General features: G+C 73.4%; 24 protein-coding genes. 13 read left to right on the top strand and 11 right to left on the bottom strand.

From position 1 onward, the window contains the following. Positions 1-45: 45 nt before the first annotated feature. The 3 genes from J3P32_RS08895 to J3P32_RS08885 are packed head-to-tail and all read left to right on the top strand — an operon-like array spanning position 46 to position 1,999. Entirely contained in the window at positions 46-369 is a 324-nt protein-coding gene (locus J3P32_RS08895) for a DUF6457 domain-containing protein (RefSeq protein WP_210439432.1), read from the top strand. A gap of 4 nt (positions 370-373) precedes the next feature. Further along, positions 374-1,342, top strand: coding sequence for an NAD(P)H-quinone oxidoreductase (locus J3P32_RS08890; protein ID WP_210439431.1), 969 nt, complete (start codon positions 374-376; stop codon positions 1,340-1,342). Between the two features lie 30 nt (positions 1,343-1,372). Then, positions 1,373-1,999 carry a bacterial proteasome activator family protein gene (locus J3P32_RS08885; protein ID WP_210439430.1) on the top strand — a complete coding sequence of 209 codons (627 nt, stop codon included), beginning with the start codon at positions 1,373-1,375 and terminating at the stop codon, positions 1,997-1,999. 42 nt (positions 2,000-2,041) lie between these two features. Here J3P32_RS08885 and J3P32_RS08880 read toward each other — a convergent pair whose 3' ends face one another. Genes J3P32_RS08880 through serS form a run of 4 tightly spaced genes read right to left on the bottom strand, consistent with a single transcriptional unit; the run spans position 2,042 to position 5,548 of the window. Further along, a complete protein-coding gene (locus J3P32_RS08880) occupies positions 2,042-2,614 on the bottom strand; it encodes a hypothetical protein (protein ID WP_210439429.1) in 573 nt (190 codons plus the stop codon). Positions 2,615-2,624: 10 nt separating this feature from the next. Then, entirely contained in the window at positions 2,625-3,449 is an 825-nt protein-coding gene (locus J3P32_RS08875; RefSeq protein WP_210439428.1) for an HAD family hydrolase, read from the bottom strand. Position 3,450: 1 nt separating this feature from the next. Next, positions 3,451-4,290 carry an HAD family hydrolase gene (locus J3P32_RS08870; protein WP_210439427.1) on the bottom strand — a complete coding sequence of 280 codons (840 nt, stop codon included), beginning with the start codon at positions 4,288-4,290 and terminating at the stop codon, positions 3,451-3,453. After that, a complete protein-coding gene (gene serS / locus J3P32_RS08865) occupies positions 4,283-5,548 on the bottom strand; it encodes a serine--tRNA ligase (RefSeq protein ID WP_210439426.1) in 1,266 nt (421 codons plus the stop codon). Before serS ends, J3P32_RS08870 begins: the two co-directional genes overlap by 8 nt. 59 nt (positions 5,549-5,607) lie before the next feature. Here serS and J3P32_RS08860 point away from each other — a divergent pair, with 59 nt between their 5' ends. After that, entirely contained in the window at positions 5,608-7,182 is a 1,575-nt protein-coding gene (locus J3P32_RS08860) for a YegS/Rv2252/BmrU family lipid kinase (protein ID WP_210439425.1), read from the top strand. Positions 7,183-7,247: 65 nt separating this feature from the next. Here J3P32_RS08860 and J3P32_RS08855 read toward each other — a convergent pair whose 3' ends face one another. Beyond that, on the bottom strand, positions 7,248-7,640 hold the full coding sequence (locus J3P32_RS08855; protein WP_210439424.1) for a DUF4446 family protein: 393 nt from the start codon (positions 7,638-7,640) through the stop codon (positions 7,248-7,250). 69 nt (positions 7,641-7,709) lie between these two features. Here J3P32_RS08855 and J3P32_RS08850 point away from each other — a divergent pair, with 69 nt between their 5' ends. The 6 genes from J3P32_RS08850 (at position 7,710) to J3P32_RS08825 (ending at position 13,306) form a co-directional block, all read left to right on the top strand. Further along, positions 7,710-8,570 (top strand): prephenate dehydratase, encoded by an 861-nt coding sequence (locus J3P32_RS08850; RefSeq protein WP_307861636.1) that lies wholly within the window; start codon positions 7,710-7,712, stop codon positions 8,568-8,570. Positions 8,571-8,586: 16 nt separating this feature from the next. Further along, entirely contained in the window at positions 8,587-9,192 is a 606-nt protein-coding gene (locus J3P32_RS08845) for a TMEM165/GDT1 family protein (protein WP_307861635.1), read from the top strand. Then, positions 9,174-10,325 carry a GNAT family N-acetyltransferase gene (locus J3P32_RS08840; protein ID WP_210439423.1) on the top strand — a complete coding sequence of 384 codons (1,152 nt, stop codon included), beginning with the start codon at positions 9,174-9,176 and terminating at the stop codon, positions 10,323-10,325. Before J3P32_RS08845 ends, J3P32_RS08840 begins: the two co-directional genes overlap by 19 nt. A 54-nt stretch (positions 10,326-10,379) precedes the next feature. Further along, entirely contained in the window at positions 10,380-11,606 is a 1,227-nt protein-coding gene (locus J3P32_RS08835) for an arginine deiminase (RefSeq protein ID WP_210439422.1), read from the top strand. Between the two features lie 282 nt (positions 11,607-11,888). After that, positions 11,889-12,263, top strand: coding sequence for a cyclic nucleotide-binding domain-containing protein (locus J3P32_RS08830; RefSeq protein WP_210439421.1), 375 nt, complete (start codon positions 11,889-11,891; stop codon positions 12,261-12,263). Between the two features lie 5 nt (positions 12,264-12,268). After that, the gene (locus J3P32_RS08825) at positions 12,269-13,306 is read left to right on the top strand and encodes an adenylate/guanylate cyclase domain-containing protein (protein WP_307861634.1); all 1,038 of its coding nucleotides are present in this window, start codon (positions 12,269-12,271) and stop codon (positions 13,304-13,306) included. A 165-nt stretch (positions 13,307-13,471) separates the two neighbouring features. On the opposite strand, the gene J3P32_RS08820 is transcribed toward J3P32_RS08825, so the two are convergent. From J3P32_RS08820 to J3P32_RS08810, 3 genes are all read right to left on the bottom strand, one after another. Then, a complete protein-coding gene (locus tag J3P32_RS08820; protein ID WP_210439420.1) occupies positions 13,472-14,401 on the bottom strand; it encodes a DUF5926 family protein in 930 nt (309 codons plus the stop codon). A 59-nt stretch (positions 14,402-14,460) separates the two neighbouring features. Continuing rightward, complete coding sequence (locus J3P32_RS08815; protein WP_210439419.1) at positions 14,461-15,282, bottom strand: glycerophosphodiester phosphodiesterase family protein; 822 nt, start codon at positions 15,280-15,282, stop codon at positions 14,461-14,463. A 73-nt stretch (positions 15,283-15,355) separates the two neighbouring features. Further along, complete coding sequence (locus J3P32_RS08810; RefSeq protein ID WP_210439418.1) at positions 15,356-15,706, bottom strand: UBP-type zinc finger domain-containing protein; 351 nt, start codon at positions 15,704-15,706, stop codon at positions 15,356-15,358. 174 nt (positions 15,707-15,880) lie between these two features. Here J3P32_RS08810 and J3P32_RS08805 point away from each other — a divergent pair, with 174 nt between their 5' ends. Beyond that, the gene (locus J3P32_RS08805) at positions 15,881-16,504 is read left to right on the top strand and encodes a LysE family translocator (RefSeq protein ID WP_210439417.1); all 624 of its coding nucleotides are present in this window, start codon (positions 15,881-15,883) and stop codon (positions 16,502-16,504) included. Positions 16,505-16,576: 72 nt separating this feature from the next. Here J3P32_RS08805 and J3P32_RS08800 read toward each other — a convergent pair whose 3' ends face one another. Further along, on the bottom strand, positions 16,577-17,590 hold the full coding sequence (locus J3P32_RS08800; protein ID WP_210439416.1) for a TerC family protein: 1,014 nt from the start codon (positions 17,588-17,590) through the stop codon (positions 16,577-16,579). A 177-nt stretch (positions 17,591-17,767) separates the two neighbouring features. Here J3P32_RS08800 and J3P32_RS08795 point away from each other — a divergent pair, with 177 nt between their 5' ends. Next, complete coding sequence (locus J3P32_RS08795; RefSeq protein ID WP_210439415.1) at positions 17,768-19,183, top strand: dihydrolipoyl dehydrogenase family protein; 1,416 nt, start codon at positions 17,768-17,770, stop codon at positions 19,181-19,183. A 355-nt stretch (positions 19,184-19,538) separates the two neighbouring features. Here the strand turns inward: J3P32_RS08795 and J3P32_RS08790 are convergent, their stop codons facing one another. Next, positions 19,539-20,744, bottom strand: coding sequence for an ATP-binding protein (locus tag J3P32_RS08790; protein WP_210439414.1), 1,206 nt, complete (start codon positions 20,742-20,744; stop codon positions 19,539-19,541). 221 nt (positions 20,745-20,965) lie between these two features. After that, positions 20,966-21,229 (bottom strand): hypothetical protein, encoded by a 264-nt coding sequence (locus J3P32_RS08785; RefSeq protein ID WP_210439413.1) that lies wholly within the window; start codon positions 21,227-21,229, stop codon positions 20,966-20,968. Between the two features lie 45 nt (positions 21,230-21,274). On the opposite strand from J3P32_RS08785, the gene J3P32_RS08780 reads away from it, so the two are divergent. After that, complete coding sequence (locus J3P32_RS08780) at positions 21,275-22,156, top strand: Fpg/Nei family DNA glycosylase (RefSeq protein ID WP_210439412.1); 882 nt, start codon at positions 21,275-21,277, stop codon at positions 22,154-22,156. The last annotated feature ends 51 nt before the right edge of the window (positions 22,157-22,207 follow it).

Below are 22,207 nucleotides of genomic sequence, written 5' to 3'. Positions count from 1 at the left end.
TCCGGCTCCTTGCCGGGTGCCGTCGGGTTGCGAGACATTGGTGGGGTGAACCTCCACGACTGGATCGACGAGCTGAGCGACGTCCTCGACGTCGAGGCCGAGGTCGACGAGGGTCTGATCCTCGACCTGGCCAGGACGGCCTCCCAGAACGTGCAGAAGACGGCCGCCCCCATCACGGCGTACCTGCTGGGCCTCGCAGCCGGCTCGACCGACGCGGACCCCGAGTCGGTCGAGCGCCTCGCGGCCCGTGCGCAGCAGCTCGCGGAGCGCTGGGACCGGCCGGCCGCCGCGCGCGACCTCGACGAGGTGGACGACGACGTGCCGGACGACTCGTCGGTCGACCACTCCGACGACCTCTACGAGGACTGATCGCGTGCGTGCTGTCGTCGCCACCGGCACCGGTGGCCCCGAGGTCCTGTCCGTCGGCGAGGTCGACGACCCGCGTCCGGGTGCCGGGGAGGTGCTCATCGACGTGGTGGCGACCGCCGTCAACCGCGCCGACACCCTCCAGCGGCGCGGCTTCTACCCGCCGCCGCACGGCGAGTCCGAGGTGATCGGCCTGGAGTGCAGCGGTCGCGTCGCCGAGCTCGGCGAGGGCGTCGGGGGCTGGTCGGTGGGCGACGAGGTGTGCGCGCTGCTCGCCGGCGGAGGGTACGCCGCCCGGGTGGTCGTGCCGGTCGGCCAGGTCATGCCGGTCCCCGCCGGCGTCCCGCTCGTCGAGGCGGCCTGCCTGCCCGAGGTCGCGGCGACCGTGTGGTCCAACGTGTTCATGACCGCGCACCTCGCCCGCGGCGAGCGCTTCCTCGTCCACGGGGGCACCGGGGGCATCGGCACGATGGCGATCCAGGTGGCCGCGGCCCGCGGCGCGGAGGTGTTCACGACCGCCGGCTCACCGGAGAAGCTGGAGCTGTGCCGCTCGCTCGGCGCCTCGCACGCCATCGACTACCGCGAGGAGGACTTCGTCGAGGTGCTGGAGCAGGCGGGCGGCGCCGACGTCATCCTCGACAACATGGGCGCCGCGTACCTCGCCCGCAACGTCTCGGCGCTCGCCACCAACGGGCGCCTCGTGGTGATCGGGTTCCAGGGCGGCACCAAGGGCGAGCTCGACATCAACGCGCTGCTGCGCAGGCGGGCGTCCGTCACGGCGACGTCGCTGCGAGCGAGGCCGCGCGCGGAGAAGGCCGCCATCTGCTGCGGGGTCGTGGAGAACGTGTGGCCGCTCGTCGCCTCGGGCCGGGTGCGGCCGATCGTGGAGGCCACCATGCCCCTCGACGACGTCGCCCGCGCCCACCAGCTGATGGAGGACGGCGGCCGCGCCGGCAAGATCGTCCTCACGCTCTGACCTCCCCACCCCCGGACTAGGGTGGGCCGCATGACCGAGCAGCAGCAGCCGGAGTCCGCCAGCCGCTCCCAGGGCGAAGACCAGGTGGTGGTCATCGGACCCGACGGGCAGCCCATCGGGACGATCCCCGCCAGCGCGCTCCCGGAGATGTCCCAGGCCTCCGACGACGACGGCGAGCGGGAGCGGCACGTGACCGAGCTCGTCGAGCAGCCGGCCAAGGTGATGCGCATCGGCAGCATGATCCGTCAGCTGCTCGACGAGGTGAAGGCGGCACCGCTCGACGAGGCCAGCCGCCAGCGCCTCAAGGAGATCCACGCCGCCTCGATCACCGAGCTGGAGTCCGGCCTCGCCCCGGAGCTGGTGGACGAGCTCCAGCGGCTGTCCCTGCCGTTCACCGAGGGCGGCACGCCGTCCGAGGGCGAGCTGCGGATCGCGCAGGCGCAGCTCGTCGGATGGCTCGAGGGCCTCTTCCACGGCATCCAGACCGCGATCTACGCCCAGCAGATGGCCTCGCGCGCGCAGCTCGAGCAGATCCGCCGCGCCCTCCCCGCGGCCGGCCACGGCGGGCGACAGCAGCAGCCGACCGGGATGCCCACCATGCCGACCTCCGACGCCGCCGGCGAGCAGGGCGGTCACTCCGGAGGCATGTACCTCTGACCGGGGTCCCCGGCCGCGGCCGGGGCGGTGGACCGCCGGGGGTCAGCGGCGGGCGAGGCGGCGTACGACGACCAGGCCGAGGAGGCCGATGATCACGGCCGCCGCGCCGGGGGCCGCCGTGCGTGCGAAGCCGGCCGGCGGTGAGTCCTCGACCCGGGTGAGCTCGGCCGTCGGCGGCGGGGGCGGCTCGATCGAGGTGCCGGCACCGAGGATCCGCTCGATCCGCTGCACCTTGGCGTCGGTCCGCTCGGCGGTGCCGCCGCACCTGTCGGCGTCGTAGGGCGCCGCCTCGCCGGTCGCGAGGAACAGGTAGTCGGTGCCGACGGCGAGCTCGCCGAGGCCGCAGGCGTTCCTGCCTCCGGCGGAGAAGACCTGCGTGGAGCGCTCGGGGACGCCCTTGTAGGCGCGGGACGCGGTGATGTCGTAGGTCCAGTCGTTCCCGGCCGCCTCGACCGCCTCGACGGTGCCGACGAACACGGCGTCGGCGTGGGCGGCCTGCCGCTCGAGCGTGCCCTCCCGGCAGGAGCAGGCGGCCGAGGCCGGGGCGCTGACCGTGACGACCAGCCCGAGGCACGCGAGCAGGAGTGCGGCGGCGAGCCGGGCGGTGCGGAGCATGGCGGGCAGCCTACCGAGACCGGCCGGACAGCCCGAAGAGGTCCGTCAGCACGGCGGCCACGCCGTCCTCGTCGTTCGCCGGAGCGACGTGGTCGGCGAGCTCGCGGACCGTCGGGTGGCCGTTGGCCATGGCGTAGGACGTGCCGGCCCACTCCAGCATCGCCAGGTCGTTGGGCATGTCGCCGAACGCGACCACCTCGTCGGGCCCGAGCCCCATCTCGGCCGCGATCGTGGCCAGCGTGGTGGCCTTGGTGACGCCGGCGGCGCTGATCTCGACGAGGGTGCCCACCGACGACCACGTCGTCACGACCTGCGCACCGACGACCTCGGCGACCCGGTGCCAGTAGGGCTCGGGCTCGTGCTCCTCGTGCCGCGCCAGCAGCTTGACCACGGTGTCGTCGACGAGCTCCTCCAGCGGGCCCTCGTCGACGTCGGGCGTGAGGTTCACCGCGAGCCGCGGCAGGAAGCCGGGCTCCTTCGCGAAGCCGGTCGTGCGCTCCAGCGCGAAGACGGTCCCCGGCACCTCCCTGCGCAGCAGGGCGGCGACCTCCACCAGCACGTCGGCCGGGATGGTCCGTGCCGTGCGCACCTCGCGGCGCGCGACGTCGTACACGATCCCGCCGTTGCTGCAGATGGCCAGGCCGTGGCCGCCGACCGCGTCCCACAGCTCCTCCATCCAGCGGATGGGGCGGCCGGTGGTGAAGACGACCGGCACGCCGGCGGCGTCGAGCTCGTCGAGGACGGCGCGGGTCCGCGCCGTGACGGTGCCGTCGGAGTGCAGCAGGGTCCCGTCGAGGTCGGTCGCGACGAGGCGCGGCTGCCTGGCCGGCGCCACCTCAGCCGCCGGCGGGCGGGAACCAGCGGGACATCTCGACGGCGGCGCCGTCCTCGTGGACCGGCGCGGTCACGTCGTCGGCGGCGGCCCGCACCTCCTCGACGGCCTGCCCCATCGCGACCCCGCGGCCGGCCCAGCGCAGCATCTCGATGTCGTTGCGGCCGTCACCGATGGCCAGCACGTCCGCGGCGCCGAGGCCGATCTTGTCGCAGACGTGCTCGAGCCCGGAGGCCTTGGAGACGCCGACCGGGGACAGGTCCATCCACGCCGTCCAGCCGACGACGTAGTCGGTGCCGTGCAGCCCGAGCCGGGCGGCGAGCTCGATGAAGTCCTCCGCGGTCGCCTCCGGGTCGCGGATGATCACGCGGCTGACCGGCTCGCCGACGATGTCGTCGACGGAGGTGATCAGCTGCTCGCCGGAGAGCTCACCCTCGGGGAAGACCCGGTTGACGCGGTAGCCGCCGACCGTGCGCTCCTCCACCGCGACGAGCGCGTGCGGGTGGTGCTCCAGCACCGCGGCGACGGCGGGCGCCGCGTCGAAGGTCTCCTCGTGAACGACCTCCATCGGCGGGTAGCGGAAGACCACGGCACCGTTGGAGGCCACCACCCAGAGCCGGTCGGCGTCCTCGCGCGGGATGTGCAGCAGGTCGGCGATGCCGGTCATGCCGTGCGGCGAGCGACCGCTGGACAGCACGATGTGCGCGCCGGCGTCGAGGGCACGGTGCACCGCGTCGTGCACCGGCTCGCTGATCGTCTCGTAGTCCTCGGTCTGCCCGTCGACCCAGGAGAGGAGGGTGCCGTCGATGTCGAGGGCGACGAGCTTGGGGGTCCAGTCAGCCAACGGTCTTCAGCACTTCCAGGCCGCCGAGGTAGGGACGCAGGGCCTGCGGCACGGTCACGGACCCGTCCTCGTTCTGGTGGGTCTCCAGGACCGCGACGATGGCGCGGGTGATTGCGGTCAGGGTGCCGTTGAGCGTCGCGACCGGGACGGTCTGGCCGTCCTTGCGGGTGCGGATGTCGAGGCGGCGGGACTGGAAGTCGGTGCAGTTGGAGGTCGAGGTGAGCTCCCGGTACTTGCCCTGGGTGGGGATCCACGCCTCGCAGTCGAACTTGCGCTGCGCCGACAGGCCGAGGTCGCCGGCGGCCACGTCGATCACGCGGTAGGCCAGCTCGAGCTTGTCGAGGAACTCCTTCTCCCAGGCCAGCAGCCGCTCGTGCTCGGCGTACGACTCCTCGACGGTCGTGTGCACGAACATCTCGACCTTGTCGAACCAGTGCACCCGGATGATGCCGCGGGTGTCCTTGCCGTGGCTGCCGGCCTCCTTGCGGAAGCACGGGCTGAAGGCGGCGTAGCGGCGCGGCAGCGTGGCGGCGTCGAGGATCTCCTCGGAGTGGTAGGCCGCCATCGCGACCTCGCTCGTGCCGACGAGGTAGAGGTCCTCGCCCTCGATGCGGTAGACGTCGTCGGCGGCCTGGCCCAGGAAGCCGGTGCCCTCCATCGCGCGCGGCTTGACCAGCGACGGGGCGATCACCTGCGTGAAGCCGGCGTTGCGGGCCTGGTCCATCGCCATGTTGACGAGCGCGAGCTCGAGCTGCGCGCCGACGCCGGTGAGGAAGTAGAAGCGGGAGCCGCTGACCTTGGCGCCGCGCTCGAGGTCGATCGCGCCGAGCAGCTTGCCGAGCTCGATGTGGTCGCGCGGCTCGAAGTCGAACTCGCGGGGGGTGCCGACGTGCTCGAGCACGACGAAGTCGTCCTCGCCCCCGGCGGGCGCCTCGTCTGCCGCGGGGTTGGGGATCGCCTTGATGGCGTCGTCCCACGCCGCCTCGGCGGCGCTGCGGGTCGCCTCGGCCTCCTTCACGCTCGCGGCGAGCTCCTTGACCTGCGCGAGGAGGGCCTGCTTCTCCTCGCCCTGCGCCTTCGCGACGAGCGCGCCGCTGGCCTTCTGCTCGGCGCGCTTGGCCTCGAAGTCGGCGATGGCCCGGCGGCGTGCGGCGTCTGCCTCCAGCGCCCGGTCGACCACGTCGTCGGACAACCCCCGCTTGGCCTGGGCGGCGCGTACGCGGTCGGGGTCGTCACGGAGCAGGCGAGGGTCGATCACATCGGAAGGCTATCCGGAGCGGCGTGGGGCCCACGAACCGGTTTGGGCATACTTCGCGGGTGACTCCCGTCCTCCGCACCCGCTCGCTCACCGGGGCCGTCGTGGCCGCAGCGCTGTTCGCCGTGCTGGGCTACCTCGTGACCCGGGACCGGGCGCCGCTGGACTCCTTCGACGTCGGGGGCCGGCGCCTGGAGGACTGGGCCGACGACCTCCCGTTGCTCGTCCACGTGCTGCGGGGGGTGGAGGCGGCGTTCGGCACCGTCGGGATGACGATCCTCACCGTCGTGCTGGTCTCGGCGCTGTTCCTGCGCCACCACAGGTGGGCCGCACTCCTCGCCGCGGTGGTGATGCTCGCGACGTCGCTGGCGACCACCGGCCTGAAGACCTGGCTCGGCCGGGACCGGCCGGACTGGCAGGACACCCTCGGGCTGCACACCAACCACAGCTTCCCGTCGGGCCACGCGACCTCGTCGGCCGCGTTCGCCTCCATCCTGGTGATGCTGCTCGTGCTCTTCGTACGCCGCGCGAACGTCCGTCGCGTCGGGATCGCGCTCGTCGTCGCGTGGTGGTTGCTGGTGTGCCTGGACCGGGTGCTGCTCGGACGCCACTTCCCCAGCGACGTGATCGGCGGCTCGCTCGTCGGGGTCGGCATCTTCCTGCTCGCGCTCGCGTTCATCGACCCGCGCCCGCGCTCGATCGCGGCCAAGGCGGAGCCGCTGCCCCAGGTGTACGCCTCGGCGAGGCGGCTGGCCGTGATCCTCAACCCGGTGAAGGTGGAGGACGTCGGCCAGTTCCGCTCCATCGTGAGCGCGATGGCCAGGGAGTCCGGCTGGTCCGAGCCGACCTGGCAGTACACGACGATCGAGGACCCCGGCACCGGCATGGCCGAGCAGGCCGCCGTCTCCGGCGCCGACCTCGTCATCGTCTGCGGCGGCGACGGCACGGTGCGCGAGGTGTGCGCCGAGCTCGCGGGCACCGGCATCCCGGTCGGCATCATCCCCGCCGGCACCGGCAATTTGCTGGCGCGCAACCTCGGCATCCCGCTCTACCTGCGCTCGGCCATCGACGTCGCCCTCAACGGCCAGGACCGGGCGATCGACCTCGTCGAGGTGGGCGGCGACGGCATCGAGGACACCCACTTCATGGTGATGGCCGGCATGGGGTTCGACGCCGCGATCATGGAGGGCGTCAACGAGGACATCAAGAAGCGGATCGGCTGGATCGCCTACGTCGTCTCCGGCCTCAAGTCGCTGATGTTCCCCGCGGTGAAGGTCGAGATCCAGATCGACGACGGCGAGCCCACCGTCCACCGCGCCCGCACGGTCGTCGTGGGCAACGTCGGCTTCCTCCAGGCCGGGATGCCGCTGCTGCCGGACGCCACGATCGACGACGGCATCCTCGACGTGGTGATCATCCATCCCCGGCAGTTCCTGTCGTGGATCACGGTGGCCATGCGGGTGCTGCGCAAGAGCCCCGTCGTCGACGAGACGCTCGACCGCCGCACCGGCACGCGCGTGCGGATCAGGGCCTCCGCCGACACCCCGCGCCAGCTCGACGGTGACTCCATCGGCGAGGGCCGCGAGCTGCGGATGGAGTGCATCCACGGGCGGCTGCTGGTCCGCGTCCCGCGCTGACCTCGGCAGGTGAGCTCGGGCACCTGGGTGCTCGCCCCGCTCGCGCTCAGCTGCGGGGGATGACCTCAGGCACGCGCGTGCTCGATCGCCTCCTCCTCCTCGGGCGAGAGCTGCTGCTCGCACGACCAGGAGGAGATCGACTTGGCGTACGTCCGGGCCTCGCTGCGGCCGTGGATCGACGTCAGCACGACGCCGTGCCCCGCGTCGTCGAGCACCGCCAGGCTCCAGCTCAGGTGCCCGCCGACGTCGCCGAAGGCGTCGTACCGCACCACCGACAGGTGCCGCAGCGCGTCGGCGTTCTCCGCCTTGAGGGCCGCGACCTCCTGGCGCAGGCCGTGCACGTCCTCGGGCAGCGCGTCGACCCCCTCCCCGGCGGAGCGGGGGGCCGTACGTCGGAGGGCCAGCGCGGCGAGCACGCAGGCGACGGCGGCGAGGACCACGGCGAGCACGTCGAGCATGCCTCGACCCTATGTTCGGGGGGCGGTCACCGGCGGGCGGACACGGCCGGTCGTGCCAGACTCGCGACCGTGACCGAGTCCGACGTGGCAGGTGCGCCGAGGCGGATCGCCTACCAGGGCGAGCCGGGCGCCAACTCCCACCTGGTGTGCCAGCAGGCCTACCCCGACTGGGAGCCGCTGCCGTGCGCGTCCTTCGAGGACGCCTTCGCCGTGGTGGAGAACGGCGACGCCGACCTGGCGATGATCCCGATCGACAACTCGATCGCCGGCCGGGTGGCCGACATCCACCACTTCCTGCCGACGTCGACGCTGCACATCGTCGGCGAGCGGTTCCTGCGCATCCAGTTCTCCCTGATGGCGCTGCCGGAGGCGAGCGTGGACTCGCTGCGCACCGTGCACAGCCACGTCCACGCGCTGGGGCAGTGCCGCGGCGTGATCCGCGAGCTCGGGCTCACGCCCGTCGTGGCCGGCGACACCGCCGGCGCCGCCCGCGAGGTGGCGGAGTCGGGCGACCCCACCCAGGCCGCGATCGCCCCGCCGCTGGCCGCCGAGATCTACGGCCTGCAGGTGCTGCGCGAGGAGATCGAGGACGAGGAGCACAACACCACCCGCTTCGTCGTGCTCTCGCGCGACTTCGAGCAGGCGCCCGTGGGCGACGGGCCCGTGGTCACCACGTTCATCTTCAACGTCCGCAACCTCCCTGCCGCGCTCTACAAGGCGCTCGGCGGCTTCGCGACGAACGGCGTGAACATGACCAAGCTCGAGAGCTACATGGTGGACGGTCAGTTCACCGCCACCCAGTTCCTGGCCGAGGTCGACGGCCATCCCGAGGACCCGGCCGTGCGCAACGCGCTGGAGGAGCTCGCCTTCTTCACCACCGAGGTCAAGGTGCTCGGGGTGTACCCCGCGGACCCGTTCCGGGCCGCGTGACTGACACACTCTCCCGGTGATCGATCTGCTGGTGGTGGCCCTGGCCTTCGGGGCCATCTTCGTCGTCGAGCTGCCCGACAAGACCTTCATCGCCACGCTGGTCATGTCGACGAAGATGCGCCCGCTCTTCGTCTGGATCGGCGTGGGGCTGGCGTTCCTGGTGCAGACCGGCGTCGCCGTCGGCGTCGGCAAGGCCGCGTCGTTCCTGCCCGACCAGCTCATCCACACGGTCGCGGCGCTGATGTTCGTCATCGGCGCGGTCATCCTCTTCCGCGCCGCCCGCACGGCCGACGAGGAGGAGGCCGAGCAGGAGGACGAGTACGCCTCGAAGGCCGATGCCACCGCGCAGGGCTTCCGCGTCGTCGCGACGTCGTTCCTGGTGCTCTTCGCCGCGGAGTGGGGCGACCTGTCGCAGCTGCTGACGATCTCGCTCGTCGCGAAGTACGACGACCCCGTGTCGGTCTTCCTGGGGGCCTGGGGGGCCCTGCTCGCGGTGTCCGGCCTCGCGGTCATCGTCGGCCGGCTGCTGCTGCAGCGGATCAGGCTCGCCGTGCTGCACTATGTCGGTGCGAGCGTCTGCGTCCTCATGGCAGCCTTGACCGTGTGGGAGATGACGCGCTGAGTCCGGACGCCACCCGGATGGCGGTCCACGACCGCTACGTCGCGGTCAACGGCGACCACCCCATGACCGTCGCCGACGACGCCTACGCCCGCCAGCACTTCGTGCCGGCCACGCCCGAGGCGCTCGAGCTGATGCTGGCCGGCCGCCTCCCGCTGCCGTCGTACGTGCTCTCCGACGGCACGCCGATGGTGCCCGCGGACCACGGCCGGCTCGCCGAGGTCGCGGGCGGCGTGGACCGCCTCCACGACTGGTTCGTGGCGTTCAGGGAGGACGACCCCGCCGCCGGTGAGCAGGAGTGGGTGGGCTACCTCTCCGGCCAGCACGTCTGCCTGCGCGAGGTGACGCCCGTGCGGATCAAGCAGGTGGCCGAGCGGGTCGCCGAGGCGGCGGCCGCGGTCGACCTGCTGCGCCGCGATCCGCACGACCCGGTCGCGCGCGGCATGCTCGGGGAGGCCGTCGACGGCGTCCTCGGGGTGTCGGGTCTCGACTCGCTGCTGCTGCCGATGACGGCGTACGACCGGCTCCGCCTCGGCGGGCCGACGCCGCGCGAGCAGTGGGTCGACGCCCCTCGGGCGGCGTTCCTCACCCCGGCGCCGCCGGTGTGGCCGGTGCGCACCGAGCGGCTCCTGCTCCGCCCGTACGCCGCCTCGGACGCCGAGGCGTTCGTCGACGCGTGGGCCTCCGATGAGTGGACCAGCCTCCTGCTGACGCGGCCGATGAACCGCGCCGAGGTCGTCGAGATGGTGCGCCGCCGCACCGAGTCCGACAGCGTCGAGTTCCTGAGCCTGGTCGTCACCACCCACGACGGCACGGTCGTCGGCGACTCGATCCTGCACCTGCAGGGCACCGGCCTCAGCGAGGGCGAGATCGGCTGGACGATCCTCCCCCAGCACGGCGGTCGGGGGTACGCCACCGAGGCCGCGCGGGCCGTGCTGCGGCTGGGCTTCGAGCACTACGGGCTGCGCCGCATCGTGGCGAACCTCGACGCCCGCAACGACCGCTCCGCCGCGCTCTGCGAGCGGCTCGGCATGCGCCGCGAGGTCCACCGCGTCGGCGACTTCTGGTCGAAGGGCACGTGGACCAGCTCCTACGAGTACGCCCTGCTGCGCGAGGAGTGGCGCGCCGGGAGCTGACCCCGGCGCCGCTCGGACAGCGGTCGACGAGGCCGGCAGGGATAGAGTCCGGCCATGGTCTCCACCCCTCATGGAGCGGACAGCGAGGTGGGCCGCCTGGCCACCGTGATGCTCCACCGCCCCGGCAACGAGCTGAAGCGGCTGACGCCGCGCAACAACGACCGCCTGCTGTTCGACGGCATCCCGTGGGTCAACCGGGCGCAGGAGGAGCACGACGCCTTCGCCGAGACGCTGCGCGAGCGCGGCGTGGAGGTCCTGTACCTGACCGAGCTGCTCACCGAGACCCTCGAGAGCGAGCTCGCCCGCAACCACGCGATCACCAGCGCGCTGTCGGGGCTGCACCTCGGCGACACCATGCGCCGCTACCTCGCACAGGCGCTGCGCGACCTGACGCCGGCCGAGCTCACCGACGTGCTGACCGCCGGCATCCGCAACGACGAGGTGCGCGGCGGCCACGGGCTGGTGACCAGCCTGCTGGACCCGCACGACTTCCTGATCGACCCGCTGCCCAACCTCCTGTTCACCCGCGACTCGAGCGTGTGGGTGCGCGACCGGGTGGCCGTGACGAGCCTCGCGATGCCCGCCCGCAAGCGCGAGACGCAGCTGACCGAGCTCATCTACACCGAGCACCCGCGCTTCGCCGGCACGCGCAAGATCCACGGCTGGCACAACGAGCACGTGGAGGGCGGCGACGTCCTGCTGCTGGCGCCGGGCGTGATCGCGGTCGGCGTCGGGGAGCGTACGACCCCCGCGGGCGTCGAGCGGCTGGCGCGCCAGGTCTTCCACGCCGACCTCGCCCACACGGTGCTGGCGGTGCCGATCGCGCAGGAGCGCGCCACGATGCACCTCGACACCGTCTGCACGATGGTCGACGTCGACAAGGTCGTGATGTACCCCAACGTCGCCGACACCCTCCGCGCGGTCACCGTGACGCTGGCCGACCCCGGCTCCGGCGAGGCGGACCTGACGCTCGACGTCAGCGAGTCCGAGCCGTTCCTCGTCGCCGCCGCCAAGGCCATGCAGATCGACACGCTCCACCAGATCGACACCGGCCTGGACCCGGTCACCGCCGAGCGCGAGCAGTGGGACGACGGCAACAACACGCTGGCGCTCGCGCCCCGGGTGGCGGTCGCCTACGAGCGCAACGACGAGACCAACGACCGGCTCGAGGACGCCGGCATCGAGGTCGTCCGCATCGCCGGCTCCGAGCTCGGCTCGGGGCGGGGCGGCCCGCGGTGCATGAGCTGCCCGATCGCGCGGGAGCCGCTGCACGTCGACTGAGCGGGGCCCGGTGGTCGCCCTCTGCGGCCCGCCCGGTCCGGCTGCCGGCGCGGCTGCCGGTGGGTCGGGCGCGGGCTGCGGTCAGCCGCGGGCTGCGGTCCGCCGCGGGCCGGGGGCCAGCCACGCCCGGACTTCCTGAGCGTGTCGCGAACTTCGGGGGGCCTGCATGCCACCGGAAGTTCGCAATCCCCCGCTTAAGCGGGGGATTCGAAACAGGCGCCGCGCCCCCACGCACCCCCCACCTCGCCCATCACGTTCCCTCCGGTGGATCGTTGAGGGGACATGACTGAGTCGATCCTCGATGCCCTCGACCCGGCTGACGCCCAGCGCGTGCTGGCCGCGGGTCGTGCCCTCACGGTCCCGCAGGGCTGGTCCCCCATCGCGGAGAGCACGCCGGCCGACAAGGCGTACCTCATCACCGAGGGCGAGGTGTCGGTCCGCAAGGGCGGCGTGGAGGTCGCGACGCTGGGCCCCGGCGCCGTCGTCGGCGAGGCGGCGATCGTGAACCGCACGCTCCGCTCGGCGACCGTCGTCGCCCTCACTCCGCTGCGGGTCGTGCACTTCACGAGCGAGACGATCGAGGAGCTCGTCGACCAAGTCCCGGCCTTCGGCGCGGCCCTCCGCGCGGCCGCCGCCGGACGCCTCGGCGGGAGCTGAGCCCGGTGGCCGAGCCCCACCCGGACCGGGCGGCGCCGGCCCTCGACGTCACTCCGGACGTGACCGCCGCGATGGAGGCCCTCCTGCTCGGCGAGGAGCCCACCCTCACCCGGGTCGAGGTCGCCGAGCGGGCCGGCGTGCCCCTCGACGTCGCGGTCGTGCTGTGGCACCAGCTCGGCTTCCCCCACCGCACCGACGAGGACGTCGCGTTCGGCGAGAGCGACATCGAGGCGCTGCGGCTGACGGCCGACCTGGTGCGGATCGGCGTGCTGTCGCCGGAGTCGCAGGCCGCGCTCGTGCGCACGTGGGGCCGCAGCTACGCCCGGCTCGCCGAGTGGCAGACGACCCTGCTCGCCGGCCTCGCCGTGGAGGGCGGCGACCCGGCCGGCGGGCTCACCCGGCTCGCGGGCGACGTGCTCCCCCGCGTCGAGGCGCTGCAGTCCTACGTGTGGCGCCGCCACCTGGCCAGCGCCGCCCAGCACCTGCTCGAGGACGCCGGCGCGCTGACGACGAGCGAGGCGCGGATGTCGGTGTGCTTCATCGACATCGTCGGCTACACCACGCAGAGCCGCAGCCTGGACGGCGCGGAGCTCGTGCAGTGGGTCGACCGGTTCGAGCAGGACACGACGGCGCTCGTCGTCGACCACGGAGGCCAGGTCATCAAGACCATCGGCGACGAGGTGCTGTTCACCGTCGCGGAGCCGGCGGCCGCGGTGGCGATCGCGGTGGAGCTGACGGCGCGGGGCGCCGACGACGCGGACCCCTTTCCCGCGGTGCGCGCGGGGGTCGCGCACGGCGCGGTCGTACGCCGCCTCGGCGACGTGTTCGGCTCCACGGTCAACGCCGCCTCCCGGCTGACCTCCGCAGCCCGACCGGGCACGGTCCTGGTCGACGCAGGCGTGCACGAGGCGCTCGCCGGGGACGACGAGGACGCGCGCGCGGAGAGCTCCCCGTGGCGCTGGCGCCGCGTCCGCCGCGTGTCGGCGAAGGGCTTCACGAACCTCGAGGCCTGGCGGGTGAAGCCGCCGCGCGACGACGACTGATCGCAGCCCGACGAGGCCTCGCGGCACCCCTGCACGTGAGAGCCCGGCCGTTGTCGACGGGGGAAACGACAACGACCGGGCCTGGTCGAATCTACTCCGCCGGTCAGCGCCCGCACAACCATTGTCCCAGGTCTGTTCGAGACCTCGGCCACACGAGCGCGGACCTCAGCGGATGGTCACCTGACGGTTCGCCAGACCGGCGCGGGCGGAGCGCTCAGCCGCGTCGAGCTCGCCCCCCTCCAGCGCCTCCTGGAGGTCCGCGGCGAACCTCGCGGCCGGCTCCTCGAGCACCTCCGCGCCGGTCCCGACGGGCAGGTCCCAGACCGGGGCGAGCAGGCCGTGGGCGCGGAACATCCCGACGAGGCGCGAGCCTTCCGCGATGGAGTCCTGGCCGGCCGCGTGGAGGCGGGCGAGGGCGTCGAGCAGCTGGTCCTCGGGGTGCGGCATGACCCAGCGCAGGTGCTCCTTCGTCCCGACGTTGGTCCAGTACGCCGCCTCGACCGACGCCAGCCGGCTGGTCGGCATCACGCCGCCGTTGGCCTGCTTGAGAGCGGCCTCCATGGCGGCGTCGCGCTCGGGGATGTCGTCGATCCAGTACTCGAAGCCCTCGTGGACGGTGATGTCGAGGTCGCTGCCGACGACGAGGTCCTGGATGCTCGGCCCCTCGCCCGGAGCGTTCGGCAGCCCGACCACGCCCGGCTCGTCGGTGCCCAGCGCCGCCTCGAGGACCGCGCCGAGGTCGCGTGCCGGGTTGCCGTAGGAGTGCTGCACCTGCAGGCCGAGCCAGATGTCGCCGGACTCGCGCACCATCGCCGGCGCGGCGCCGGGGAGCAGCGTGGCGAGGCGCACGGTGCGGTCGCCCTCCGCGAGGGTCAGCGGAGCCGTGGCGGCCGGGACCAGCTCGCGCAGTGCGATGACGTCGCACTCGCTGGGCATCCCCTCGAACGGCCGGGCCACGAACGTCGGCGCGGCACCGCCGGCTGCCCCGTGGCAGGCCTTGTAGCGCTTCCCCGACCCGCAGGGGCAGGGCTGGCGAGGGCCCACCTCCCCCGGGGCGACGGCAGCGGGCTGGTGACGACGGGACTTCTTGGCCATGCCCCGAACCCTAGTCGGGCACGAGGCACCGGTGCGCGCCCCGGTGAGTGGTCGCCGGCCTACCCGTCCAGGAGCCCCAGGACGTACGCCGGCCGGTCGGTGATGACCGCCGTGACCCCGAGGTCGAGGCAGAGGTCGAGGTCCTCGGGTGTGTTGACCGTCCACACGTGGATCTCCCGGCCCGCCCTGACCAGGTGACGACCCAGCCCGGGGTGCGCGCGCAGCTCGCGGACCCCGGGGCCGACGATCCAGTCGTCGCCGACCACCGGCCGCAGCACCGGCCACAGGTGCGCCCGCTCGACCAGCATCACCACGTCGAGGTCCGGCGCCATCCGCCGCACGCGGTTGACGGCGTTCAAGGAGAAGCTCATCACCCGCGCGGGCGACCCCGCCCGGTCCCAGCCGAGGTCGGCGAGCGTCTCCACGACGCGCCGCTCGACGAGCCCGCCGTACCGCGTCGGGTGCTTGGTCTCGATCGCCAGCTCGACGCGCCGGTCGTAGTCGGCCACCATCTCCATCAGCCTGCGCAGGGTCAGGACCCTGCCCTCCTCCGGGTCGCGGTCCGGCGCCTCGTCGTCGAGGTCGGCCCACGGGTTCTTCCACGACGCGAAGTCCAGCTCGTCGAGCTCGGCGAGGTTCATCGTGGACACGACCCCGTGGGTGGCGGCCGTGCGCCGGAGGTCACGGTCGTGGACGCACACGAGGTGCCCGTCGGCGGTCAGCCTGACGTCGCACTCGAGCGCCTCCGCACCCTCGTCGAGCGCCCTGACGTAGGCGCCCAGCGTGTGCTCGGCGCTCTCGTGGCTGCTGCCGCGGTGGGCAACGACCTGCGGCCGGGAGGCGGGCTCGCGGGGCCGGCGGATGCGCGGCGTACGACGCATGGGTCGAGCATGCCACGCGTGCCCGCACCAGCCGTGCGACCGGCCGCTGGACGGGCCGGCGCCGCGGCCCTGCTCAGTGGATGTGGTCCTGCCAGTCCTCGGGCACCCGGCCGGCCGGTCCCGGCACCGGCTGCTCCTCCGGTCGGCTCTGGGGGTCGGCCAGGCGCGGACCGGTCACGCCCACCGACCGGGTGAAGTCCCAGAACCAGTCCTCTCCCGGCTCGAAGCTCTGCATCACCGGGTGCCCCGTCGCCTCGAAGTGGGCCGTGGCGTGCTGGGACGGGCTGGTGTCGCAGCAGCCGACGTGCCCGCACGCGGCGCAGCGGCGCAGGTGCACCCACCAGCCGCCCGTCTCCTCGCACTCCACGCAGCCCGGACCGGAGGGGGCCACCTCGGGGTCGATGCCCTGGCGTCCAGCAGTCATGGCACCAGAGTGCCGCGTCCGCGCCCGTTCAGCCAGTGCCGTCGACGGAACCCCGGCAGCCAGTGCGCCTCCCACGGCGGGACCTCCTGGCGCTCGATCGGGACCTGGCGGGTCGAGCGCTGCCGCTGCCGAACCCACGCGACAGCGGGACCCGCGTGGCCCCACACTGGGGCCATGCCGTCCTCGAGCCAGTGGGTCGCGTTCCTCGTCGCGTCGATCCTGTTCATCCAGGTGCCCGGACCGAGCCTGCTCTTCACCATCGGCCGCGCACTGACCGTCGGGCGGCGTGAGGCGCTCCTGTCGGTGGTGGGCAACGCCCTCGGCGTGACGGCCCAGGTCGGCCTGGTGGCGGTCGGGCTCGGTGCCGTCGTCGCCGCCAGCGCGACGGCGTACACGGTGATCAAGCTCGCCGGGGCGGCGTACGTCATCTGGCTGGGCGTCCAGGCGATCCGCCACCGCGCCGACGCCCGTCTGGCGATGGCCGAGGCGGCGCCGGTGCGACGTGGCCACCCCGTGCGCATCGGCTTCGCCGTGGGCGCCACGAACCCCAAGACGCTGGTGTTCTTCGTCGCCTTCCTGCCGCAGTTCACCGACCCGGGTGGCCCGGTGGCGCTCCAGACGATGCTGCTCGGGCTGGTCTTCGGCGTGCTGGCGGCCGCCTCCGACAGCGTCTGGGCGGTCGCAGCGGCAACCGCCCGCGACTGGTTCGCGCGCCGGCCGGGTCGGCTCGACGCGCTCGGCGCCGCCGGCGGGACCATGATGGTGGGGCTCGGTGCCACCATGCTGGCAGCCGAGTGACGCCTGCCCGGGGGCGCGCCACGCCACCGCCGTCCGCCCGCCTCGCGGGGTCCTCCGACGCCTTGCCTCGCGTCAGCGCACTGCGACCTCGTCGCGGTCCTCGTCCTGGTCCTCGCGCGGGTCGACGTCGGCTGCCCGGCCTCGCCTCGAGGCGACGAGGCTGCTGACGACGGTGACGGCGAGGATGCCGACGATGACGAACAGCGAGGCCAGGGTCGGCACGTCGGGCACCGACGGCCACACCAGGTGTGCCCAGTGCAGCACCAGCTTCGCGCCGATGAAGCCGAGGATCGCGGCCAGGCCGTAGCCGAGGTGGACGAGGGCGGACAGCGCACCCTCGAGCACGAAGTAGAGCGCGCGCAGGCCGAGGAGCGCGAAGGCGTTGGTCACGAAGACCAGGTAGGGGTCGCCGGTGATGCCGTAGACGGCCGGCACGGAGTCGACGGCGAAGACGACGTCGGTGGCGAGCACGGCGACGGTCACGAGCGCGAAGGGCGTCAGCGCGCGCACCCCGTCGCGCACGACCGTCAGGCGCGGGCCGTCGTACTCGTCGGTGACCGGCATGATGCGACGCATCAGCCGCACCGTGCGCATCTCCGACACCTCGACCTGGTGCTCCTCGCCACGCACCGCGTCGCGCAGCATCTTCACGCCCGTGACGAGCAGGATCGCGCCGAAGACGAGGAACACCCAGTCGAAGGCGGAGAGCGCGGCCGCGCCCAGCGCGATGAAGACGCCGCGGAGCACCAGCGCGCCGATGATGCCGTAGAGCAGCACCCGCTGCTTGAGCACCTCCGGCACCGCGAACGCCGCGAGCAGCAGCATGAAGACGAACAGGTTGTCGACGCTCAACGTCTTCTCGATGAGGTAGCCGGTGTAGTACTCCAGCCCGCGGTCACCGCCGTGGGCGCTCCAGACGTAGAGGCCGAAGGCGAGCGGCAGCGCGACGTAGAACGCCGACCAGCCGATGGCCTCCCTCATCGAGACCTCGTGCGGTCGCCGGGTGGCGACGAAGTCGACGGCGAGCAGGGCGAGCACCACCGCGATGGTGGCGAACCACAGCGTGGGGGACGCGATGGACGACATGGGTCTCCTCAGGATCGATCTCCTGAGGTCTCCCCCACCGGCCGGAGCCGGTCCCCGCCGGGGCGCCCGCGGGGGCGCCGTAGTGACCGACGGAGGTTGGTGGGGTACTCCCCTCGCGGAGGAGTCTATTCGCCGCGCTCAAGCGACCCGCACGACGGCGCCCGTAGTCTCACCGCCATGGACGCAGTGGAGTACGACGTCGTCGTCATCGGCGGTGGACCGGCCGGGGAGAACGCCGCCCAGTACGCGGTGGAGGGCACCGGCATGACCGCGGCGATCGTCGAGCACGAGCTGCTGGGCGGTGAGTGCAGCTACTGGGCCTGCATGCCCAGCAAGGCGCTTCTCCGGCCGGTCGCCGTCGCCGACGCGTCCGCCGACCTCAGCGGCGTCTCCACCGCCCACGTCTCGCCCCGCGAGCTGCTGGAGCGGCGCGACTACTGGGTCTCGCACTACGACGACGCGGGCCAGGTCTCGTGGGCCGAGGGCGCCGGGCTCGCGGTGCTGCGCGGCGCCGGCCGCCTCGTCGGCGAGAAGGAGGTCCGCGTCTCCTCCCCCGAGGGCGACCGGCTGGTCCGCGCCCGGCAGGCGGTCGTCATCGCCACGGGCAGCTCGCCGCACGTGCCGGAGCCGTACGCCGCCGCGCTGCCCTGGGACTCGCGCGACGCGACGGGCGTGGTGGAGGTGCCCGGCCGCCTCGCGATCGTCGGCGGCGGCGTGGTCGCCTGCGAGGCGGCGGCCTGGATGACGGCCCTCGGGTCCTCGGTCACGCTGCTCGTGCGCGGCGGCCGACTGCTCGGCCGGACCGAGCCCTTCGCGGGCGAGGCGGTGCTCGAGGGGCTGCGGGAGCGCGGGGTCGACGTCCGGCTCGACACCACGGTCGAGTCGGTGCACCGCCCGGACGCCGCGGCCACCGCGACCGGGCGCATCCACGGCGGCCCCGTCACCCTCGACACCTCGAGCGGCCGGCTCGAGGTCGACGAGGTGCTGCTGGCGACCGGGCGGTCCCCCCGGCTCGACGACGTCGGCCTCGACGCGATCGGCCTGACCCCCGACGACGTCACGGGCGGCCGGATGCCGGAGTGGCTGCACGCCGTCGGCGACGCGAGCGGCGGGGCGCCGCTGACCCACTGGGGCAAGCACCAGGCACGCGTGGTCGGCGCCCGCATCGCCGCTGCGGCGGCCGGCGGCGCGGCGTGGGAGCCGGACCGGGAGGCGCCGGTGCCGCAGGTCGTCTTCACCGAGCCCGAGGTCGCGAGCGTCGGGATGACCGAGGCCGAGGCCCGGGAGGCGGCGTACGACGTCGCGGTCTCGCGGGTGCCGAGCTCAGCGGTCGCCGGGACCGGCTTGCTGCGCGACCACGTCACCGGCCACGCCCAGCTGGTCGTCGACGCGCGGACCCACCTGCTGCTCGGCGCCACCTTCGTGGGTCCGGCAGCCGGCGAGCTGCTGCACGCCGCGACCGTGGCGATCACCGGCGGGGTCCCCGTGCACGTCCTGCGGCACGCCGTGGCGTCGTACCCCACCGCCTCCGAGCTCTACCTCCGGCTGCTCGAGGAGCTGCCGCGGTCGTTCCGCACCCCGCCGCAGCGGTAGCGGTAGCCGTAGCCGCAGCGGTAGCCGCAGCCGCAGCCGCAGCGGTGCGTGAGGCACCTTTTCGGGCGGCAGAACCTGCCTCACGCACCGGTTGGGGAGCGGCGTCCCTGCCGACCCCGGGCCCAGCGGTGCGTGAGACACGTTTCCGGGCGGCAGAACCTGCCTCACGCACCGCTCGGGGAGCGGGCGACCATCCCACCCCCGCCAGCGGTGAGTGAGACACGTTTCCGGGCGGCAGAACCTGCCTCAGGCACCGCTCGGGAGGCTGGGCGCCTGCCGGCCCCGGGCCCAGCGGTGCGTGAGACACGTTTCCGGGCGGCAGAACCTGCCTCACGCACCGCTCAAGGAGCGGGGGTCAGCCCCGCTCGCGCAGGTAGCGGCCGAAGTGGGGGACGGTGAACGCGATCCGGCCGCGCTCGCCCGAGTAGACGAGCCCTTTCTTGAGCAGGGAGTCGCGCGCCGGCGACAGCGACTGCGGCTTCTTGCCCAGCGCCGCGGCGACGTCGGCGCTCAGCACGGCGTCGCCCTCGACGCCGGCGTCGGCGGCCCCAGCGGCGGCCACGTCGGCCATCGCCATGAGGTAGTCCCGCTCCCCGGGGGTCGCCCGCTCGTAGCGCGAGCCGAAGAAGCCGACGGCGAGCTCCGACTCCGCCTCCGGTGCCGCGACCGCGACGTCCGCGGCGGTGATCGGCGAGCGGGGCGCGAGGTCCCACACCGCCTTGCCGTAGGCCTGGATGAAGTACGGGTAGCCGCCGGTCGCGTCGTACATCGCTGCCAGGGCGTCGGGCTCGAAGGCCGCGTCCTCCTCGGCGGCCGGCGCCTCGAGCGCCCGGTCGGCGGCGTCGCGGCCGAGCCGGTCGATGCGCTGGTAGCGGAAGAGCCGCTCGCTGTAGGACTTGCTCGCGCTCAGGACAGCCGGCAGGTGCGGCAGTCCCGCCCCCACCACGATCACCGGCAGACCGGACTGGCTGAGCTCGTGGCAGGCGGCGCACAGCGCCGAGACGTCGTCGACGCCGAGGTCCTGCATCTCGTCGATGAAGACGGCGACGCCCTTGCCGACGTCGGCGGCCAGCCCGCCGACGTCCGCGAGGAGCTCGACGAGGTCGATCTCGACGTCCCCGGAGTCGGCACGACCGCGCACGGCCGGCGCGTCGATGCCCGGGCTCCACTGGTCCTTCAGCCGCGCCCCGGTCCCGGCGTCTCGGTGGGCGAAGGACTTGAGAACGCCGAGCACGTGGTCGACCGACTCCTCGTCGCGGTGCCCGAGCTCCCGCACGGCCTGGTGCAGCGCGCTGCTCAGCGGCCGTCGCAGGCCCTGGCCCGGGCGCGCCTCGAGCTTGCCGGTGCCCCACCCCTTGCGTACGGCGGCGCCGCGCAGCGCGTTGAGGAGGACCGTCTTGCCCACCCCGCGCAGCCCGGTCAGCACCAGGCTGCGCTCAGGGCGGCCCCTCGCGACCCGCTCGAGGACCACCTCGAAGGCGGCGAGCTGCTCGTCACGACCGGCCAGCTCGGGCGGCCGCTGCCCCGCGCCCGGGGCGTACGGGTTACGGATCGGGTCCACGATCGCACCTTATTCGCGTCTCTAGGCGCGGCCCTAGATTCGCCGATACTCCGCGAGTCGCGGGTTTGCCCACGTCACTCCCGCCTCCTGTTCCCCCGCCTAAGCGGGGATGTGCGAACTTCAGGGAGCATGCAGACCACGAGAAGTTCGCAATCCCCCGCTTAAGCGGGGGATTCGAAAGGGCGCCCGGCGGCGGCACCGTACGGCAGGGGCGGCCCTCGTCAGCCCGCGCGAGGCGCGCCGTCGACCCGCTCGACCCGCTCCCGCGCCGCGTCGTACGCCTCGTCGAGGCCGCGGCGCAGCAGGGCGATCAGACCGGGGACCTCGTCGGCCGAGAGGCGGAACGTCCCCGCGCAGACGTTGTCGCGCCACAGGGAGAGCACCACGAGCTGCGACTCCTGGTGCCAGGTGACGCGCAGCGAGCGGTCCTGCCCGCGGGGGTCGAGGAAGACCGCCCCCGTGCGAGGAAGCTGACGCTGCGCCATGCGCCATTGTGACCCGGGGCACAGCGCCTTGCCTAGACTCGGGTCGTGCCCGAGCTGCCCGAGGTCGAAGCCCTCGTCCAGGACCTGCGCGGCCGCCTGGTCGGCCGGGCGATCAGCCGCGTCGACCTGACCGCCTTCAGCGCGCTCAAGACGTTCGACCCGCCCCTGCAGGCGCTGCACGGCACGCTCGTGGACGGCGTGGAGCGGCACGGCAAGTTCCTCGACATCGACGCCAGCGGCGTGCACCTGGTGATCCACCTCGCCCGCGCCGGCTGGATCCGCTGGCGCGACGAGGTGCCCGCCGTGCCCGCCCGGCCGAACGCCAAGAACCCGCTCGCCGCCCGCATCGTGATCGACGACCCGGACCTCGAGGCGCAGCCGGGTCTCGACGTCACCGAGGCCGGCACCCGGAAGGGCCTCGCGATCTACCTCGTCCGCGACCCGCGCGAGGTGGAGGGGATCGCCCGGCTGGGCCCCGACCCGCTGTCCGACGACTTCACCCTCGAGGCGCTGCGCCGGATCCTCGAGTCCGAGGGGCGCAAGCAGATCAAGGGCGTGATGCGGATGCAGTCGATCATCGCCGGCATCGGCAACGCCTACTCCGACGAGATCCTGCACGCCGCGCGCATGTCGCCGTTCAAGCCCGCCAACAGCCTCGACGAGGCCGAGCTGCAGACGCTGTACGACGCCCTCCGCGGCACCTTGGGCGAGGCCGTGCAGCGCTCGAGCGGGCTCGCGGCGAGCGAGCTCAAGGGGGAGAAGAAGAGCAACCTCGCGGTCCACGGCCGCACCGGCCAGACCTGTCCGGTGTGCGGTGACGTGGTGCGCGAGGTGTCGTTCGCCGACTCGAGCCTGCAGTACTGCGCGACGTGCCAGACCGGCGGGAAGCCACTGGCGGACCGGCGGATGTCGAGGCTGCTCAAGTAGCGCGGCTGGGGGCCGGCGTCGCCGCTGACGAGGCAGGCGAGGTGCCGGCCG

Source organism: Nocardioides xinjiangensis (assembly GCF_017916385.1).
GTDB classification, from domain to species: domain Bacteria; phylum Actinomycetota; class Actinomycetes; order Propionibacteriales; family Nocardioidaceae; genus Nocardioides; species Nocardioides xinjiangensis.
This window is presented reverse-complemented; position numbering and strand designations above follow the sequence as displayed.

Excerpts from the sequence above, each read along its gene's own strand:
- J3P32_RS08805 (WP_210439417.1), top strand. The coding sequence starts at position 15,881 with ATGCCGTCCTCGAGCCAGTGGGTCGCGTTCCTCGTCGCGTCGATCCTG.
- J3P32_RS08810 (WP_210439418.1), bottom strand. The coding sequence starts at position 15,706 with ATGACTGCTGGACGCCAGGGCATCGACCCCGAGGTGGCCCCCTCCGGT.
- J3P32_RS08855 (WP_210439424.1), bottom strand. The coding sequence starts at position 7,640 with ATGCTCGACGTGCTCGCCGTGGTCCTCGCCGCCGTCGCCTGCGTGCTC.
- J3P32_RS08785 (WP_210439413.1), bottom strand. The coding sequence starts at position 21,229 with ATGGCGCAGCGTCAGCTTCCTCGCACGGGGGCGGTCTTCCTCGACCCC.
- J3P32_RS08835 (WP_210439422.1), top strand. The coding sequence starts at position 10,380 with ATGGTCTCCACCCCTCATGGAGCGGACAGCGAGGTGGGCCGCCTGGCC.
- J3P32_RS08820 (WP_210439420.1), bottom strand. The coding sequence starts at position 14,401 with ATGGCCAAGAAGTCCCGTCGTCACCAGCCCGCTGCCGTCGCCCCGGGG.
- J3P32_RS08795 (WP_210439415.1), top strand. The coding sequence starts at position 17,768 with ATGGACGCAGTGGAGTACGACGTCGTCGTCATCGGCGGTGGACCGGCC.
- J3P32_RS08880 (WP_210439429.1), bottom strand. The coding sequence starts at position 2,614 with ATGCTCCGCACCGCCCGGCTCGCCGCCGCACTCCTGCTCGCGTGCCTC.
- J3P32_RS08885 (WP_210439430.1), top strand. The coding sequence starts at position 1,373 with ATGACCGAGCAGCAGCAGCCGGAGTCCGCCAGCCGCTCCCAGGGCGAA.
- J3P32_RS08830 (WP_210439421.1), top strand. The coding sequence starts at position 11,889 with ATGACTGAGTCGATCCTCGATGCCCTCGACCCGGCTGACGCCCAGCGC.
- J3P32_RS08815 (WP_210439419.1), bottom strand. The coding sequence starts at position 15,282 with ATGCGTCGTACGCCGCGCATCCGCCGGCCCCGCGAGCCCGCCTCCCGG.
- J3P32_RS08800 (WP_210439416.1), bottom strand. The coding sequence starts at position 17,590 with ATGTCGTCCATCGCGTCCCCCACGCTGTGGTTCGCCACCATCGCGGTG.